The sequence below is a fragment of the Microbulbifer jejuensis genome (assembly GCF_047289955.1).
In the GTDB taxonomy this organism is placed as follows: Bacteria; Pseudomonadota; Gammaproteobacteria; order Pseudomonadales; family Cellvibrionaceae; genus Microbulbifer.
This window is the reverse complement of the sequence record NZ_JBLBUB010000018.1, coordinates 1-18,044: the sequence shown is the minus strand read 5'-3', so window position 1 is coordinate 18,044 and position 18,044 is coordinate 1. Positions and strand designations below refer to the sequence as shown.

The following is an 18,044-nucleotide window of genomic DNA, read 5'->3' as shown; positions in this document are numbered from 1 at the left end:
ACAAAAGGCTTGAACGGGATTGATGGAGGATGCCAAGTTTGAACGAGACAGTTTGACTTCCGAGAGTACCGCAGCTTTACAGAGTAAACTGCAGAACTGGTACAAAAGCCTTATCTCTCTATATTAATCACCCGGGGAGATGGGGATGCTTTGGCATAAGGGGTAGCCACTTATCATTAACTAAAATCTAATATGCTTTTCGGGCTTAGACGACATGCGGAGTATTCCGCCACGAGTTTTAGGTCGATGCAACCGGTTAAAATAAATACCAATCCATAAAGTACTAACGATACCCAAAGATCATTCACGCCATCAGTTATGCTCGACCAGCGCAACGAAACGGTTATCAAATTATACAAACCAATCAGCAGGATACAAATTTTAAATACGCACAATCAATAACCCTACTAGAATTAACTGTCTAAATGAAGAAGAAACGACAAGAGGGACACCAACAGGCATCTAAGGGGTTGGATAAGTCCCAAAAAGAAATCTCTTTGCTGATATTCTCTCGCCGGAAAGAAATTCCAGCAAGGATGCGCGCCCCCAACAACCCGCTCATAAGCTTCTAATCAGTGCTCTATTTGATGGAAAAACTTGTCGCAAAGCCGCATCCAATTCGTCTTTCTTCCTATAGCGGCAGACAAAGAGTGACTCCAGGGGGACTGAGGCACATCCAGATGTCAAATGAATGACCCCACGGAAGTAGAATGAAAGCACAACCTTCGGACTTCACCAATGAAAGAATTTTTCTACAATTTGCGAAAGAAAGACCCAAGTTATTGATTTTTATTAGAAAGCGAGTTCGCAATACATAGGAAACCGAGGATGCTTGCCAGGAAGCTGTCACCCGATTGACCAAACAGATTAACGAGAACGAAAGACCAGACAACCCTGTCAGCTACCTGTATCGTGTTGCGATCAATATCATCAATGATTCCCTGAGGCGAGGGGATACGCATGCAATGGAATTACTCAGCGATGAAATTACCTGCCGGCAGTCACTCGAAATATCATTGTTATGCGAAAGTTACAGGGGAAGAGCAATATTGAAATAGATGAACAAACCGGAATTTCCGCAAAAGCCACAGAGAAGAAACTCAATCGCACCCTTAAGACAATTGAGCGCAACATGGAAGACTATTTCTAACTCCAGAAGAGAGAATCGAGATCCAATGCACGAGGAAAATATCATTATGCAAAGTCAAGTTTTACTCAATCAAAAAGAAGAGCAAAAATAATTTTTATGATTAAGTCATAGTGTAAATAAATCCACAAGATCAAACAACCCCCCAATCTGAAGGAGTTTGATATCTGATTAAAGACCAATCCCGCCAGATATGAAATGGCGGGAAGGATAGAAGCATTCTGAAATCATACAGATTGTGAGCGGGCACTTCTACACAAAGAGTGTATTGAGAAAAAAGCTTCGGGTCCCAATATAATATCTCCCACACCCTTACACCGGACAATAATAAAAGATGCAGGCTGTATCGTTAAAGAGCCTTCTGGGCACAGATGAAATTGTGCCCGACAGAAAAAACCATCACCAGCTTGACTCGGAACAAGCCAACAAACCAACTCTATTCCTCGCTATAAAGGTCATGATCCAAGCTTACTGAAATTGACTCTTTGCATAGCTGCCACAAGTATTTATTCCTTATACAGCCTTCCACAAAAGCCATCTTTTGTAAAGATGGCGACATAGTAGCAAAACAGGAGGAAAGAATACCCCTCTCTCAGGATCGTATGAGGCATGGATGCCGATTACGAGCGTACAAGGATGTATTCACAGCGTGTCCTGGGAGATGGGTATTCTTTCCTTCCGACCCGGTAGTAAGGATGGTATCTCCTGCCAAAAGCAATATGAATAGAGTACCAATCAAAAAAATCTGATCTAGTCACAACTGGGGACGGACCAGAAAGACGCAGCTGGGAAACCTGTGGCGCTGCCGGAAGAAAACAGATCCATATAACTGTTATTACCCCTATGGGCCCGACCTCTCCACCTTGGTCGCTTCAGGGCAAAAAAGTGCTTCAAGGGAAATCACTTCCGTACTACGACTGCACGTCAAATGAAGTCTGCTAGGCTCAACAGAAAAATCACGGATTCAGGATTCCTGCATTCGCTCACCAGACCGTGCCCTCTTTAACCTTGAGGCAATCCCATAACAATCAGACAAAAATGTACCTTTTGGCACCACAATCTACATTGAAACTGTCTGTTTTTAGGGCTCCTCTACTATCCAGATGGTCTGTTTCAGTAGCACCCTTGAAGTTTACCTTGCTCTCTGTTTGAACTGCCTTTCACATTATCCGGGGTCATCAATTTTCAGGCAGCTACTTGATGGTTTACCACTTTAAAAATAATGGCACTGATTTAATTCTTTAAAGCACTTCTGTAAGCAATCTGTAACATAAATATGTTTACGTATTTTACAACTCGACGATTTCACTGCTTACTATTTTGAATAATTTTCCTGCCTGCCAGCTAGAGCATCTTTTACCTGTGTTTCTGCAAAATTTTCACCAAAATTTAATTTTTTGGTTGTCGCCCAGAAAAATATTTGGCGTCTTTTCAGGGGTTGGTTATTGTTTCAATGCCTGAACCCTGCTCGATAGCTGGTGTTGAGTTATGACTGTTTGAACAGTGCGGGAATTACAGGCGTGCTATCAGGATTTTATTTTCATGAGTAGGAGTGTGATATGAGATTAAACGTTTCCAAAAGGTTGCTGTGTGTCGCTATTGGCATGGCTGTTGCTGGCCAGCTACAAGCTGCGGGGCTGAAGCTGGATTTATATGTTGATGCTGAGCCCGCCGGGCAAATCGAGATATTGCTGAATGGCGGGCATCTGGGCTCGAGTGACGCCAGAGGTTCCTTTTGGAGTGACGCGATTCCATCCGGCCGACACCGGCTACAATTAGACCTAGGAAAAGAATCGGAAACTTACGCCTTTACCGTGGCAGAAAATGAGGCAGCCCTGGTTATCATCAACACCGACTCTGATACCGGGCGCAGTGTAAAATCCATTCAGAAGATGGCGCTTTCAGCGGTGGATGAGCACGGTTTCTCATCGGAAACCTTCCAGCCTGAAAGCCTGGCGCCAGGGGTTATTCAAGGCAGGGTGAGCGCGCTTGATCGGGAACAGCCGCTGCGCAATGTGGCGGTTACGGTTATTGGTAGCGATCAGCAAACGGTTACAGACCGCTATGGTAATTTTGAATTACAGCTCGCCCCAGGCAGCTACCAGCTGCAACTGGAACACCCTGACTACCAGACAGCCCAACTGAACGCGCTGCGGGTATTGTCAAAAATCAATCTGAGCCTGGATGTGCAACTCCCCACTGCCGATGTATTTGCCGGTGAGGGGGGGGATACATTGGAAGAAGTACAGGTTTTGGGCCGCTACCTGCCAGGCAATCCCATTGAAATTGAGCGGGTATCTTCGTCGGTTGTCGACAGCATTGATTTCACGCAAATAGCCCGTTTTGATGACTCCATGGTAAGCAGCGCGCTCAAACGTGTGGTTGGCGTAACCCTTGAAGAGGATCGATTTCCCATTGTGCGCGGTATGAAAAGCCGCTACCAATCCACGGATTTTAATGGGGCGTTTCTACCCAGTACTGACCCGGCGCGGCGCGACCTCCCCCTGGATATCTTTCCCGCTGGCATTATGCAGGGCCTGAGTTTGCAAAAAAGCGCCTCGGCAGATGTGCCCTCCAGCGCAACCGCGGGGCATATTTCCATGCGTACCAAAGAAGCTTCAGAGGAGGGATTCTTTCAGGCTTCTTACTCGGCAAGCCATGGCGATATGCATGGGGATGACCTTTTGATGTCCAGCACCGAGGGGGGCCGGGACTGGCTCGGTATGGATGATGGCACGCGTGAGTTACCGGATGAGCTGAATCTGACTCTGGGGAAGTACTTAGATCTGGATTCGAACAGCAATGATTATGGTGGCTTTAATGAAGAAGCCATTCAAAGGATAGCTCAGAGTTTACCGCACAATACGATTAAAATGGGTGAGGCACAAATTGACTCCAGCATCAGCTTTAGCGGCGGCAACAGCTGGGATATCGGCGAGCAGAACTTTGGCTTTATCGGTGCAGTGCGTTACTCAAACAAATGGAGTAACAACACCAAGCAGAACACCCGCTACGGAATAATCAGGGAAGAGCTGAATATTGATTCTATTGTGGAGACCCATGATACCAATAATGTCATTGACCTGAGTGCCATGTTAAATATGGAGTGGAATATCAGTGATCAGCACCGCCTGGGGCTGAATAATATTGCATTGCGCCACACCACCAATTCCGCTGAAATATCAATACATCACGCTGCGCCGTCGTCTTTAAAGGGGGCCATATCCGAAAGTCAAATTGAGGAAATAAAAGCCAATCTAGACCTTGAAAAATTCCTGTACCAGAATGTGGACTGGATTGAAGAACAGCTTTTGAGTCATCAACTCTGGGGGGAACACAGCTTCTCCTTGTCATCGCGCGGCAGCTGGATGAATTATCTGGGCGATCTTGAAGTTCAGTGGCAATTGATGGAGTCAAATAGTGAATATGATCGACCGAATGCAACTCAATATACCTTTCGTAGAACAAGCGGCAATAGCTATCAAATAGCAGCGACAAACAATTTACAGTATAACCTTTATGAAAGAATGAAGGAGGAATCTTCTGGGTATAAATTGGACATTACCCTACCGATAGAGGGTTTAAACTGGCCCTCTCTGCTATTAAAGAGTGGTCTTTTAACGATGCAGAGGGACCGGGATGGAGCTTATCAATTTTATACACTTAAAGGGGCCGATGAACTTGCTACCGAAATAAAAGAAAACCCTGATCCGCGTGTAATTTATACTCCCGAGAATATTGCTGGCAGGCCCGGAGTTGGCGCCATATATTTAACTATCGGTAGTATTAATCCAGGCTTTGATACTGGGTTTACTGGGAACAGCTATATTGCCGAGCAGGATATTAGTGCAGGATATGGTTTGGTAGAACTCAATATTGTAGAAAGATTAAAGATTAATGTAGGGGTGAGAAAAGAAAAATATAATTTTTCCGCAGAGCAATATATGTACACTATGGAGCCTCTTGTTGAGCTTTTTGATAAAGAGCGCACCTCCCCTTCGGTAAGTGTTACCTATCTATTGAATGACCAGTGGCAACTGCGCACCGCTTATTCCGAAACTGTCAGTTGGCCCGAGATTTACGAGATAATGCCCCGCGTCTTCTCTGATGTGGAAACCCTGGAGCGATATTCAGGGAATCCGGAGTTAAAACCCGCGGATATTGACAATATTGATATACGCCTCGAGTGGTACCCCTCGGAGTCGGAATCCATCACCCTGGCCTATTTTACTAAGGATATGATTAATGCAATCGAAAACCGCTTTGCCAAGAGCGGGGATGTGTTCGATTACTATACTTTCGACAACGCGGAAAGGGCAGAAGTCTATGGATGGGAGCTGGATCTGCGCCGGGAGTTCACCCTGGGGCGGGACCAGGGGCACGAAGTCTTTGTGCAGTTTAATTACGCCGTCATTCATTCAGAGGTGGAGACAACCGGTGGGCCTGATTTATTTCCAGTGCAGATAAAACGTGGGTTGCAGGGGCAGCCTGACTATATCACCAACCTGCAGCTGGGCTATGACCATATTGACAGCGGCCAGGAAGTTACCCTGGTCTTTAACCGCAAGGGCAAGGAACTGGCCATTGCAAACCCGGGTTTAGAGACAGTGCCATCCGATGTCTATGAGCTGCCCTACAATGATCTGCGCCTTATTTACAAGAAAAATTTCTTAAACGGATTGTCTTTGTCTGCCTCCATAGACAACCTGCTGAATGAAGAGCATCAAATGGTGTACGACGGCTATAACACGCCCTATTTAAACTATTCCAGCGGCCGCAAGTTCAAACTGAAGGCCAGCTATAGCTATTAAAGAGACAGAAATTTACGCTGAATTGATATAACTGGTGAGCGGGTGTAGCTGCACCACTTACCAATTTCCAAAAGACCACTTGGATGGAATTATGTCTAAGAGAAATGATTGTGCTGTTAATACTAATCGCAAACAAATTGCCGATCGATTGAGAGCCTCCTTGCACAAGCGCTTGATATTATTAGGGAGCGCCTTGCTGTTGACGGCCTGTAGCGGCGAGTCTTCCGATGAAATTGCACAGGAGCAGCCACTGGATTTGTCCCTGCAGCAGTGTGAACTGGCACAGGGTGGGATAGTGGGTACCGCCATCGATCCGATAATGGTTGACGGTGTTGAAACCCAGGCCTGCCTGCTGAATACGGACTTTGGCCAGTCGGGGAAAGTTAAACTGAAAACCAGCCACCAGTATGAACCCCTGGCCTGGGTACTGGATGGCGTTTACGACATAGGCCAGAGCAAACCCTATGCAACGCTGGCAGAGATGCAGGCCGACGAGGTTGTTGATGTCTCAGGGGCAGGATCGCTCGTCTATGCAAGGGAGGGCAGCATGGCCGTGGTTCATCGCAATGCCCGCCTCAGTATTAATATTGAGTCTATTGATGACAACCGTTCCGGTGGTGGTGAGTGGGGCGGTGTTGTGGTGAACAGTATTGGTTATCATCCAGACTGTGGCGACAATACAAGTAGCGAAAACTTCTGCAATATTCAAGGGCCCTGGGGTTACTACGGCGGCTTGTCCCGATCCGACACTCGCTATGGGCCTGCTGTGCTGACCGGCAATGCTATCGATGGTGGCACCATTCGAACTGGTTTTCTTGGCTATGTGGCCGAGGCGGGGGGGGCCACAAAGAATAACCTCCCACTGGAGGCCGCCGTTACCATTAATGCGCCACACTTCGCGCAAACCCAGTCGCCTCAAGGCGTTCTGTACAGCGCGAATACGGGCCTGGAACTCAATGGCGGCGCCTTGCGGGCAAGTATTTATGCTATGGGCAACCAGGGGCATGCGATTCACTGGCACAGTGGATTTGGCGGCAAGATAGGTAATGATCGCATTATTTATCACGATAGTGACACAGCAGCCCTGAAGGGGGAAGCCAGCAGCCCGGCAATGCAAGAGGACCCTGGCGTTCAAATTGATCGGCTGACAATGGTGGATAAAGCCCTGACCGCGGCCAAGGCGCTCGAAGTTTCCGGGGGCGGGGATATTGCCGTGGAGCACTTTGTGGTACAGGGGTTTAATACCTGCTTGAGTATTGCCGACCCGACAACCCGGGTAGCCCTGAGCAACAGTGTGTTGTACTGCGATAAAGCCAGCCGGGCGGTGGAAGGTGAACCCGACTATGCCGAGCCACTGCTCTCCCAAGGGAAGAATAACTATACCCTGAATCCGGATTTGAAGTCAGATCTGGCACTGGATAACGTGGCTATCCAGGGAGTTACAAATGCAAAGCTGGCGAACCTACAAACTTTAGAGGTCTTATTAAATTATGATTTCCGCCTGCTGTACGAACCCTGCTTTGGTGTGGGCACACCCCTCGCTGAAACCGTTGATATCGGGCCGAACACCTACAGCATTTGCGAATTGCAGGGCCAGGTAAACAGCGGCCTGTATTTTGACGAGGATATCAATGATGCATTTGTGGCCTGGCGCCTGAAAGGGCCGGTAACCTTTGGCAATGCACTGGCAGCCCTGAGTAGTGAAGCGCAGGTGGCCCACTTGCAGCAGCCGAAAAAAGTGATTTTGGATGGAGACTCCAAACTGCTGCTGGATGCCACTTCTTCACTGACCTTTCATGCGGATGTTGCCCTGAGTGTGCGGGGCAGTGCAGATGACCCGGTAGCGCTGGCAACCCGGGATGCCGAGGCGCACTGGGCAGGGATGACCATTAACGGCCTGGACAACCAGTGTGCCAGTGAAGCGGCCTGCGCCCTTGCCGCCCAGCCCCGGGTCAATATCCATTACCTGCGCCTGCTGAACGCAGGTAATGGCCAGCCGGCCCTTAAACTCCAGCATGTGGGTGCCGGAGCTAAGTTCAACCACCTGGATATTGCCAACTCCCAAACCGGTGGTCTGGCCTTGGATGGCGGTGCAGCGAATATCGATTGGCTCCTGGTTTCGAACGTCAAAGGCGACCTGGTCAGCTGGGCGAACGGCTATCGCGGCACGCTGCAATATGCCATTTTACAGCCGGGGGACGAGTCCAACGGGCATGCCCTGTTGGGCCGCAATAATCCCGCAGACCACAACGCCACACCGCGCTCGCGCCCGGTTATGGCGAATATCACCCTGCAAGGCGCGGAGAGTTCGGATACCGCCATTTTGCTTGAAGATGGCTCCGGCCTGTTGCTCTACAACTCCGTAGTGACCGAGTTTGCCACCTGCCTGGATATTGATGACCCGGCCACCTCGAACCTGCAGTTCAGCGACCCGCTGGAAATCTATTTCGACAATGTGGTGCTGGATTGTGGCCGTACTGTTCCAGATGAAGACGAAGACGGCGGGCACGATTTTGCCACTGCCACCCAGAGGCTCAGCGGTGTGCATAAAGTGGCTGCAGTACTGGACAGCAACTTTGTCGCCACCGGTGGCGATATTCCCGGCATCGACACCGGGATTGATCTCATCCTGGCCGGAGACGCCGCCCGCTACCTGAACGCCAATGTGGGCTATATGGGCTCTGTACTGGACTCTCTGGACGACTGGTATCAGGGCTGGAGCGATTCTGTAGCGGTATTGCTGGCCGCCGAATGTGACTATAAAGGCGTACTGGAGAAGGATTACGTATACGAAAAATCAGGAAGCGTATATAAGGTCTGCGGCCTGCGCGGCACGATTATCGAGGACTTTATCATTACCACCTTTACCGGCGATGATCGGGTGGCTATTGAAGGCGGGTATCAGGTGAAAGAAGAAGTCTACCCCGGCGATTTTCTGGAGCGGGACCCACTGCCCACCCTATGGCTGATAAACGGCCTGGTCAGGATCGGTGAAGGGCATCTGGCCATTACCGATACTGCCCAGGTGGCGGCGATGAAGGCTGATCCGGTAACCCTGGGAATGGAAGCCTCCAGTATTGTGATGGTTGCCAAGGGCGGCGGCCTGCATATTACCCGCGGCGGCGCCCTGGAAGTGATTGGCGATGTCAGCCTGGCCAATGCGCAGCGCGATGGGGATGCCGCCGGACCAGTCAATTTGATAGGTCTTATTCCTCCTGCATCGGGCTTAACTATCCCCTTAGGCTATCCCTGGAATGGGGTGGCGGGTACCTGGACCGGTTTGATAATCGATGGTTTTGCCCGCAACAACCAGTGCCCAGAGGCCATGGCGGAGCCCGGCAGCCGTGTCTGTAATATTCAGGGAGAGTACGGCTACCACGGTGGTTATGATGACAACCACGGCAATGTGAATATTGAAAACCTGCATCTGCTGCAGGGCTCGCTGCGCCTGAACAGCGTCGGCCGCGGCGGTAAGATAGAGAATCTGTACTTTGGTCTGGGGGATTTAAGTGGGACTCCCCGTACACCCGCGGCCTGGGGCAGTGAGAACGTTGGCCGCGCGGCGGTCGATATCAATGGCGGTGTGGTAAATCTGCGTAATATTCAGATCCATAGAGGTGTGCCCGGTAATAGTCTTCGCTGGAATCATGGATACCGGGGCAGTATGCAATCGGTTTATATTGAGGATTTTGGATTTCTCGATGCTTTGAGTAGCTCTCAAGAGGAATTTTTCAGCACCCTTATCCAAAAAGCGGAGGTATGGTATGACTACCCCACGATTTCCGGGCGCAGTGGCGACCCAGATGCACTGCCGCGCTCCATGCCCACTATAGCCAATCTTGCCTTACACAGAGCGGATTCTCTCATGTTTTTTGACCCCACAGCCCCCAGCGTTACAACCACGGCACTGGAACTGGTCAGTGGGAGCGGCTTGTTTTTACACAATAGTATTGTTGGTGCTGACAAATCGACTGATATTGATTTTCCAGGCTTTTTTGGTGCCACTGCCGTGGTTGATCAATGTGTCTCTTTTGGTGAGGGCGTTACACCGCTACTGGGGAAGGGTATTATTTTTGATCAGGTGGCCTTTGCTTGTAAGGAACTGTCCCAAGACCCAAACCTGGCGAACCGGATTGACAATCACTTTCGTACTCAAGCAGTCAATAACCAAACCGGCATTGTGAGTAACGCCTCCACTATTCCGCTGCCAAGCCAAGCGACTAGTGATATTTATTATTCTGACTGGGTGTTTGGTGCAGTTGAGTCATCTTTTGATGAGGTCGACGGCGTCAATTCATTTAGCGAGTGGCACCGTATCTATTCGGCAACCACTTTGATCAATCTGGGTCAGGCCGAGCCCGATTATTCCAAATCAGAATCTGCTGATATGAATTTCTTGAAAGATAGCCCCTTCTTTGGTGCCAGTAATTATTTTATTCCCATCAATGCCGGAGAGGAAATTCACGGGGAGAGTGAGTAACACATTCTTAACAAGGATTCCGCGAGAAGGCCGGCAATTGCCGGCTTTTTTGTATGCAGGGAAGCCATACAGTTTTATTCTGTTATGATAATTTCAGACAGCTATTTGTAACACTATAGTCATTGCACGCACGCCTTTTGTTATAAAAACTTAATGTCGCCAGCAAAAAGTTTTACCGCCTTCGGATTTCTTTTTATTCTTTTTGGTTCTGTTTTTTTTGTTAAAATAAAAAAAAAATATAAATGTTATGTTTGACTGACATATGACGCAGTTAGATTGTTATGGCCTGGCAGAGTGTTAGAAGCCAGGAGTGGTAAACAAAGCAGTATTTATCAAGCTACAATTTAACGTCCAGTAGGTGGAACTTGTGATGAAAAAGGTAATGACTTCCGTTGCGCTGATGGCTTTGGCTTCAGTTTCTTATGCGGATACAGATTTGGGTCTCGATGTATTTTGCAACTCTAATGGTACCTTTCAAGGTACAGTAGCCTTTAATGGTACAAACTATTTGCGCTGTGATCTGCCGGCCTCTATAGCGGTAAACGATACGGTAGTGCTTGCCAAAAGTAGTGCTACACTATCCTCACCGATTGTATGGGCACTGCCCGGTATTATTTTGGTGGGGAATGGTCACCTCCAGAATGCCAACCCCAGCACGGTGGATAAGACTGTGCTGAAGATTGAAGCGGGTGCACAGATCGCCGGTGCCGTAGACAGTAACTCCGCGCTGGTCATTACCCGCGGTGCGCAGATTGATGCCCAGGGCAACAGTAGTGATCCCATCGTATTCTCCTCTATCGATAACGATATAACAGGTTCCGGTGAGTGGGGCGGTTTGGTGCTGGCAGGGTATGGTGAAAGCAATGCCTGCCCCAATACCAACGGGCAAGACCTGTGTGAAATGGAAGGTGTTGCTTCGGCCTATTACTACGGTGGCGGAAAGTACCTGGACGAAACCATAAGCAGCGGCACCCTGCAGTATGTGGTGATTGCCGAGGGTGGTCATGAAGTGGCTGTAGCCAGTGAAATCAATGGCTTGACGCTCTACAGCGTGAATAGCAGCACCAGCATTAATAATGTACATATTCACAATAATCAGGACGACGGCATTGAGTTTTTCGGTGGCGATGCCGGGGTTGAGGACCTGTGGCTGACTTGTAATCAGGATGACAGCGTGGATTGGGACGAAGGATACCGCGGATCTCTTAACAGAGTGAGTATTGCCCAGGGAGACAATGCCGACCATGCCTTCGAACTAGCCAACAACCCGGACTCCGCAACTGCCGCACCCATTGCACGTGGTGTTGTTACCAACGTCACCGTTGGCTTTGTGGGTAGCCCAGGCGGCTCTACCGATGTTCCCCTAAAGCTCAAGGAAGGCACCGATGCCTACTTTGAAAATGTTCAGATTCTAGGCTATTCCGGGCAAGCTTGTAACGATACCTCCAGTGCTATTGGCAGTAGCTCTACCGCTTATAGCGGCGATGTTTTCAATACCATGGAGTACGATTGCACCCGCGTCATCGATAACACCAGCTATATGACGCTGCCCGGCTCTGCCTCAGCTACGGGCTTTAGCGCTGCCTCCTTCTGGAATGCTCCTAATTGTGATTAGAAATTCAGGTTTGTTGAGTTTTGTTTTTGCCAATTAGATAGCATGCTTTATAAGTTTGAGAAAAGCCGGCAGCCGCCGGCTTTTCTTTGCCTCTTATGGAAAGACACCCCGGCAACGACAACCACCCCCGACTTTCTATTGGATTCACTGCTTACTCTTAGGATGAAGTATCGATCCAGACAATGATCGAGACGCAATAACCGTTTGCGTCGGTTCAATATACCCAGCAATTATACTGCTGAAATTTATTATTGTTCTCTGTTCCATAAACTTGTGGAGTTTGTAATGAAAAAGGTAATGGCTTCTGTTGTTCTGATGGCTTTGGCTTCAGTTGCGTATGCGGATACGAATTTGGGTCTCGATGTAGCTTGCAACTCTAATGGCACCTTCCAAGGTGTTGTAACCTTCAATGGCACGAGTTATTTGCGCTGCGATCTGCCGACGTCTATAGCAGTAAACGATACAATCGTGCTTGCCAAAAATAGTGATGCACTACCCTTCTTTCCGATTGTACGGGCACTGCCCGGTATTGTTGTGGTGGGTAATGGCCAGCTCCAGAACGCCAAGCCCAGCACGGCGGATAAGACCCTACTAAAGATTGAGTCGGGTGCACAGATCGTCGGTGCGGTATCCAGTAACTCCGCTCTGGTTATTACCCGCGGTGCGCGGATTGATGCCCGGGGTACCAATAGTGATCCCATCGTATTCTCCTCTATTGATGATCATATGGATGGCCAGCGCGAGTGGGGTGGATTGATCCTGGTAGGATACGATGAAAGCAATGCATGCCCCAGTGCTAACGGGCAAGACCTGTGTGAAATGGATGGTATTGTTGCCGCCTATTACTATGGTGGCGGAAGGTACCTGGACGAAACCATGAGTAGATCGGCCAGTACCAGTGCGAGAACCAGGATCACAGTGCATTTCATATAAAGCCTCCCTGCTGAATAATAGATGCTGGCTCTTTATGGATTCCGGGGGAGTTAGCCTAAGGATAGCTCAAGAAACCCGTAAAGAGCTTTTTTTCCGGGTACCCCATAGTAAGAAGCGTTTAAAATCCAGACGCTTTGTTTGTATTTTAAACAAAAGTTGCCCCATGCGTGGTATATTTCGAACTGAAACTGAGCAATTAGGCAGCGTACTGAATAGCTGCTTTTATCGATAGGGTTTCAAAACTCCAATACCCTGAAATTCATAAAGAGCCTAGACGTTTACTACTGCGCAAATTTACCGTAAAAAGTCCGTGCCACAATGATTCACTCAGCCAGAAGGATACTGTAATCAGCAAAGCAGCAAAACATTGCAAACACTCCAGTCATCCGCCAAACTCCCAGCCATCATCTCCCTGCCAGTTCTTGATGTTACCGCGTTATTCCCCCCTGATTTCAGCCACGCGGGATAGCCAAAGATTGAAACGCACCGAGAGATTCCTCAGTAATCCTCACCACCGATCATTTTATTTGCAGACAATTGCGTCCATGGGGCCACCAGAAGCGGGGGAATTCCTGCACTGCCCTGCTTCCTATTGGCTGTCCACAATTTATCCAACCTATCCCAATAGTACAGACACGCTCACACCCGGGCATAAGTTCGGTGGGCATAGCAACGACTGTGGGGTCGAGTACTTGTGCCGGTTTTTACTAGGATCAAGAGAGATGCAAATCTCCTTTGCGACTGGCTGCGACAGAGAGTAATGTTAAACCCATGCTCCACGGAGAAACCGTTAGGCTTTGTCGTGGTCCAACCTGAACATTCTGATCGCAACAAGAAGGAGGCAGGGAATGTCGGAACAACAATCTAGGCAAGGGTGGATCATCGGAATTATAGTGGTGATCATCGTCGCCGCGGCAGCTTATTGGCTCTGGACCGGCGACGAAAAGAAAAAAGAAATTCCCGCGACGAAAATCATTGAGGAGCCCGAGACAGCGCCCGAGCCGGAAACCCTGGCGCAACCGGAAGAACAGCCCCCTGTGCCCAAGGCTCTGGAACCCGCACCAGCCGAAAAACCGGCTGAAGAACCAGGTAGGGAGCCACCACCCCCGCTCAACAACAGTGACAAGGCTGCCTATCAGGATCTGATGGGCCTGGCCCCAGACAATGCCCTGTCCCGCTGGCTGGTTCCGAGTGAAGTGATTCGCAAGTGGGTAGCCGCGATCAATGCCGGTTCCCGCGGTACGCTGATTTACAAGCACCGGCCCCTCAAGAGCATCCGGGGCCCTATCCTGGTTACCGGCTCCTCAGCGGAGGGTTACCAGCTGTCACCAAGCAACTACCGCCGCTACGATCAGCCTGTACGCCTGTTCGCCCTGATGAATACGGAAACCGCGGTCAGTCTTTACCAGTACTGGTACCCGCGTCTGGCACAGGCCTATGGTGAACTGGGTATTCGCAATAAAACTTTCCATCAGGTGGTGCTGGAAGCCATTGACAAAGTGCTCGCGGCACCGGAAATTGAGGGCCCCATCCAACTCGTGCGCCCGTCGGTATATTACAAGTTTGCCGATCCCAAACTGGAAAAACTGCCCGGTGTGCAGAAACTGATGATCCGTATGGGGCCGGAAAATGCCATACGGGTAAAAGAGAAGCTCAAAGAGCTGAGGGAAAAGCTGGAGGCGGTGCCGGTTCAACAGCCACAATCCAATCCGTAAACCCGGACAGCGCTCCTGTTATTCTCACCCCAGTCACCAGACCGATTATGAAAAACCTGTTTGGCGGCTGGTGACAGCTGCTCCCCGTGCAACCACTACCAGGCATCGAGCAGCCCCCCCACAGCGCGATTGAACGCGGCCCTTGCCGGAGCTATTCACCACTCAACTGTACACGGCGTGATCGCACCCTCTCCAGTCCAGTTGTTGGCTTATACGCTTGCCTGTCCACTGCCCGTTTATCCACACGATACAGGCCCGCTGAACCGCCAGGCTCTCATCACAATCCTCGATAGCGAACACTCCAGGCTTTTTGCGGCGCAGCCGGATATAATCCAGACTCCCTTTGGGGTATATTACCAGCCCAACCGGTGGTTAAACCGAAGCCGCAAACAATAAAAAGGGGTGCCGCTGCGGACACAGCGCCGGGATTATTTGGGGATGGTCGAGGGGGCCAGAAGACGCTGTCACCCACGCTATATGAGTCCCCGAGTCAATACCCTGCCCGGTAAAAAAAGATCCATTGCAGATAATAATCGAGGCCCGCTTTGAGATATCGCTTTCTCGGTCAGATGCTGACCACTGCACTTTTTCTTGTCACATGCCTCGCAAAAGCTGACCCGGAGATCACGATTGAACCAACCCCGGCGTGGGTGAAAACACTGATACCTGTGGACAATAAACAGCTTCCTCGGGGCAGTGTCCGGTATCACCTGTCCAATTCCCAAATACTGCACCAGGGCCAAGACCAGCAATCCTATTTCCAACTGGAGATGGAGCCACTGAACCAACAGGGCGTGGGGGAGATATCCGAGCTGACCTTTGGCTTCTATCCCGCTTTTCAACACCTGGTGGTCCACGATATCAGTATCGTGCGCGACGGCAAGCGTCTGAATCGCCTGCAGAAGGCAGCCTTCAAACTATTTCAGACCGAGCAGGAGCTCTCCAGCAAACTGTACTCAGAGCAGTGGAACGCGCTCTATATCCTTGAGGATATCCGCCCCGGCGATATCCTCACCTACGCCTATACCATTCGGGGTAGCAACCCGATTTTTGAACGCAGTGACTTTGGCCGTTTCTACCTCTCCTGGACCCAATCGGTAGACCGGCGCTTTGTACGTATTATCAGCGATCAAAAACAGCATTACCGCTTCAATCACCGGGAACACCCGGTGACAGCCTCCCGCCACCAGGGCAATTTTGTATATGAACTCGATCTGCTGGATGTTCCTGCAGTGCTCGCAGAAAGCGAATATCCCACCTGGCACGATCCCCTGAATTACATCCAGTACTCTGGCTACAGTAACTGGAAACAGGTCAACACCTGGGCCCAGGGCCTCTATGCAATTGACCGCACGCTTCCCGGTAACTTGAAGAAGCAGTTGGACACCTGGCACGAAGAGTTCGGGCTGGAGGAGGCGGTCAACAGGGCAATCCGGTATGTGCAGGAGGATATCCGCTATTTCGGCATCGAACTCGGCATCAACTCACACCAGCCAAGAAGCCCGCGGGAAACTCTGGAAAAACGCTACGGCGACTGCAAGGACAAGGCGCTTCTGTTAACCAGCATGCTCGCCTACCTCGGCGTGCATTCCTACCCTGCCCTGGTATCCTCCAGCCGCGGGCGGGATATTGGCAGGGATATTCCCTCTCCGGGATCTTTCGATCATGTGATCAACCTGGTCGAACATAACGGGAGGGAATACTGGGTTGACGCCACCGCTGCCGGCCAGGGAGTTCATCTCAGGCACAAGGGGTTCTTTAACTACGAACACGCCCTGCCGGTGGCCCCGGCTACCCGGAACCTAAAGAGGATGGAACCCAGTTTTGCGGAAAAATCGTTGCTGAGTACCGAAATCGAAGAACAGTTTGATATAGATCCCGCGGGCAACAGTGCCGAACTCAAAGTTAGTACAACTTTTTCACACCTAAAAGCGGAACAGGTACGGCGATTTTTTCTGGCCTCGGATTCCGAGCAGGTCAAAAATGGCTATACCAATTTTATTGCGACCTATTACCCTGGCGTCGATCCTGCCCCTTTGATCAGCTACAGTGACAACCTGGAGGAAAACCGTCTGGAGGTGTCCGAGCAATACCAAATACAATCCTTTGCCAAACTGAGTTCGGCGCGCAAGATTTTTTCCCTGTATGGGTCCGGTATTGTGCAGTATATCTCCAAACCCCAAAGGCCAATCCGCCAGAGCCCACTGGCCTTGGTGCACCCCGTTGATGTCCGTCAGCGTGCTGTGGCCAATATTCGCGGTGAAGTGCTCTGGCAGGAAACACTGGGCACCACCGAGATTGATAACCCCTGGTTCACCTTTTCTCGCACGGCTGAGCGCATTGAGGACAGTCTTTCCGTGGAATACACCTTTCAATCCAAATCCGATCATGTAACCCAGGAAGATATGCCAGAATATATGGCACAATTCGATAAACTGGACAAGGCGCTGCAGTACCAGTTCTGGGCCAAGGGAAAGGCTTCTGACCAGCACAACAACAGTAAAGAGATGAAAAATCTGATTAAAGCTCTTATCAATAAATAACAAAAGCCATACATTCCTGACAATTGGACCAATTTTTATGCCAATAGTATAGGAGAGAGGCTGTGGTTGATCTCACTCCATTTGATACTTGGCGGCCCCTCAGATAATAATCGACCGTATAACAGGCGCTTACCAGCCCCTGCTGTTCAAAATAGCCCCTTTTGCTTTCAAAAAAACGCTGCGACATTCTTGCAGTTTTGCCAGTGAAGGGGGCGCACTTGAGAAGCACGATCACTATTGATTGAATTTAAAATATGGCTCTTTATGGATTTCAGGGAGTTAGCGCAGCAGCAGATAAAGCAATCCTGAAATAGCAGCCTTTCCTCTGCGTTTATATTGTGCAGACACTCAAAGACACTCAGATACAGAGGAAGCCTCTCTTGTGATATCCCTCGATGGGGGCGCAACCAGGATCGCAACAAAGACCAGAAACCCTCCATAGTATTTACTGAATCACCCTGGGCTTCTCAGAGACGATTTGATTTGAGTCATGCCGCTTGGGCAGACTCGGCTTGCTGATAATACAGCTTTTCGTATTCGGCTGGAGGCATATCGCCAATCGGCTCGAGAATGCGGCGATGGTTAAACCAGTCGACCCAGGTCAAGGTTGCGTGTTCAACCTCATCCAGCCCTTTCCAGGGGCCTGTTCTGTGGATGACCTCCGCCTTGAACAAGCCGTTGATGGTTTCTGCCAGTGCGTTGTCGTAGGAGTCGCCGACGCTGCCGACTGACGCCTGGAAGCCCGCTTCATTAAGCCGTTCAGTGTATCGAATCGACAGGTACTGACTCCCTCGATCACT

The 18,044-nt window shown here is 49.9% G+C and carries 8 protein-coding genes and 1 pseudogene; 8 read left to right on the top strand and 1 reads right to left on the bottom strand.

The window, feature by feature from the left end; all coding sequences use genetic code 11:
* Positions 1-833 precede the first annotated feature (833 nt).
* From ACL7TT_RS12750 to ACL7TT_RS12715, 8 genes and pseudogenes are all read left to right on the top strand, one after another.
* A pseudogene (locus ACL7TT_RS12750) lies at positions 834-1,058 on the top strand (hypothetical protein); the annotation flags it as partial.
* Positions 992-1,150 (top strand): RNA polymerase sigma factor, encoded by a 159-nt coding sequence (locus ACL7TT_RS12745; protein WP_413395990.1) that lies wholly within the window; start codon positions 992-994, stop codon positions 1,148-1,150. The pseudogene ACL7TT_RS12750 and the gene ACL7TT_RS12745, both read left to right, overlap by 67 nt.
* A 1,556-nt stretch (positions 1,151-2,706) precedes the next feature.
* Positions 2,707-5,958: a TonB-dependent receptor gene (locus ACL7TT_RS12740; protein ID WP_413395904.1), complete on the top strand. Its 3,252-nt coding sequence runs from the start codon at positions 2,707-2,709 to the stop codon at positions 5,956-5,958.
* A gap of 91 nt (positions 5,959-6,049) precedes the next feature.
* The gene (locus ACL7TT_RS12735; protein WP_413395902.1) at positions 6,050-10,438 is read left to right on the top strand and encodes a hypothetical protein; all 4,389 of its coding nucleotides are present in this window, start codon (positions 6,050-6,052) and stop codon (positions 10,436-10,438) included.
* A 370-nt stretch (positions 10,439-10,808) separates the two neighbouring features.
* Complete coding sequence (locus ACL7TT_RS12730) at positions 10,809-12,053, top strand: hypothetical protein (RefSeq protein ID WP_413395901.1); 1,245 nt, start codon at positions 10,809-10,811, stop codon at positions 12,051-12,053.
* 285 nt (positions 12,054-12,338) lie between these two features.
* Complete coding sequence (locus tag ACL7TT_RS12725) at positions 12,339-12,986, top strand: hypothetical protein (RefSeq protein WP_413395899.1); 648 nt, start codon at positions 12,339-12,341, stop codon at positions 12,984-12,986.
* 848 nt (positions 12,987-13,834) lie between these two features.
* Positions 13,835-14,701, top strand: coding sequence for a DUF3014 domain-containing protein (locus tag ACL7TT_RS12720; protein WP_413395897.1), 867 nt, complete (start codon positions 13,835-13,837; stop codon positions 14,699-14,701).
* 668 nt (positions 14,702-15,369) lie between these two features.
* Complete coding sequence (locus tag ACL7TT_RS12715) at positions 15,370-17,244, top strand: DUF3857 domain-containing transglutaminase family protein (RefSeq protein WP_413395896.1); 1,875 nt, start codon at positions 15,370-15,372, stop codon at positions 17,242-17,244.
* A gap of 488 nt (positions 17,245-17,732) precedes the next feature.
* On the opposite strand, the gene ACL7TT_RS12710 is transcribed toward ACL7TT_RS12715, so the two are convergent.
* On the bottom strand, positions 17,733-18,044 hold a 312-nt coding region (locus ACL7TT_RS12710; protein WP_413395895.1), incomplete at its 5' end, for an integrase core domain-containing protein.

Excerpts from the sequence above, each read along its gene's own strand:
- ACL7TT_RS12740 (WP_413395904.1), top strand. The coding sequence starts at position 2,707 with ATGAGATTAAACGTTTCCAAAAGGTTGCTGTGTGTCGCTATTGGCATG.
- ACL7TT_RS12735 (WP_413395902.1), top strand. The coding sequence starts at position 6,050 with ATGTCTAAGAGAAATGATTGTGCTGTTAATACTAATCGCAAACAAATT.
- ACL7TT_RS12725 (WP_413395899.1), top strand. The coding sequence starts at position 12,339 with ATGAAAAAGGTAATGGCTTCTGTTGTTCTGATGGCTTTGGCTTCAGTT.
- ACL7TT_RS12720 (WP_413395897.1), top strand. The coding sequence starts at position 13,835 with ATGTCGGAACAACAATCTAGGCAAGGGTGGATCATCGGAATTATAGTG.
- ACL7TT_RS12730 (WP_413395901.1), top strand. The coding sequence starts at position 10,809 with ATGAAAAAGGTAATGACTTCCGTTGCGCTGATGGCTTTGGCTTCAGTT.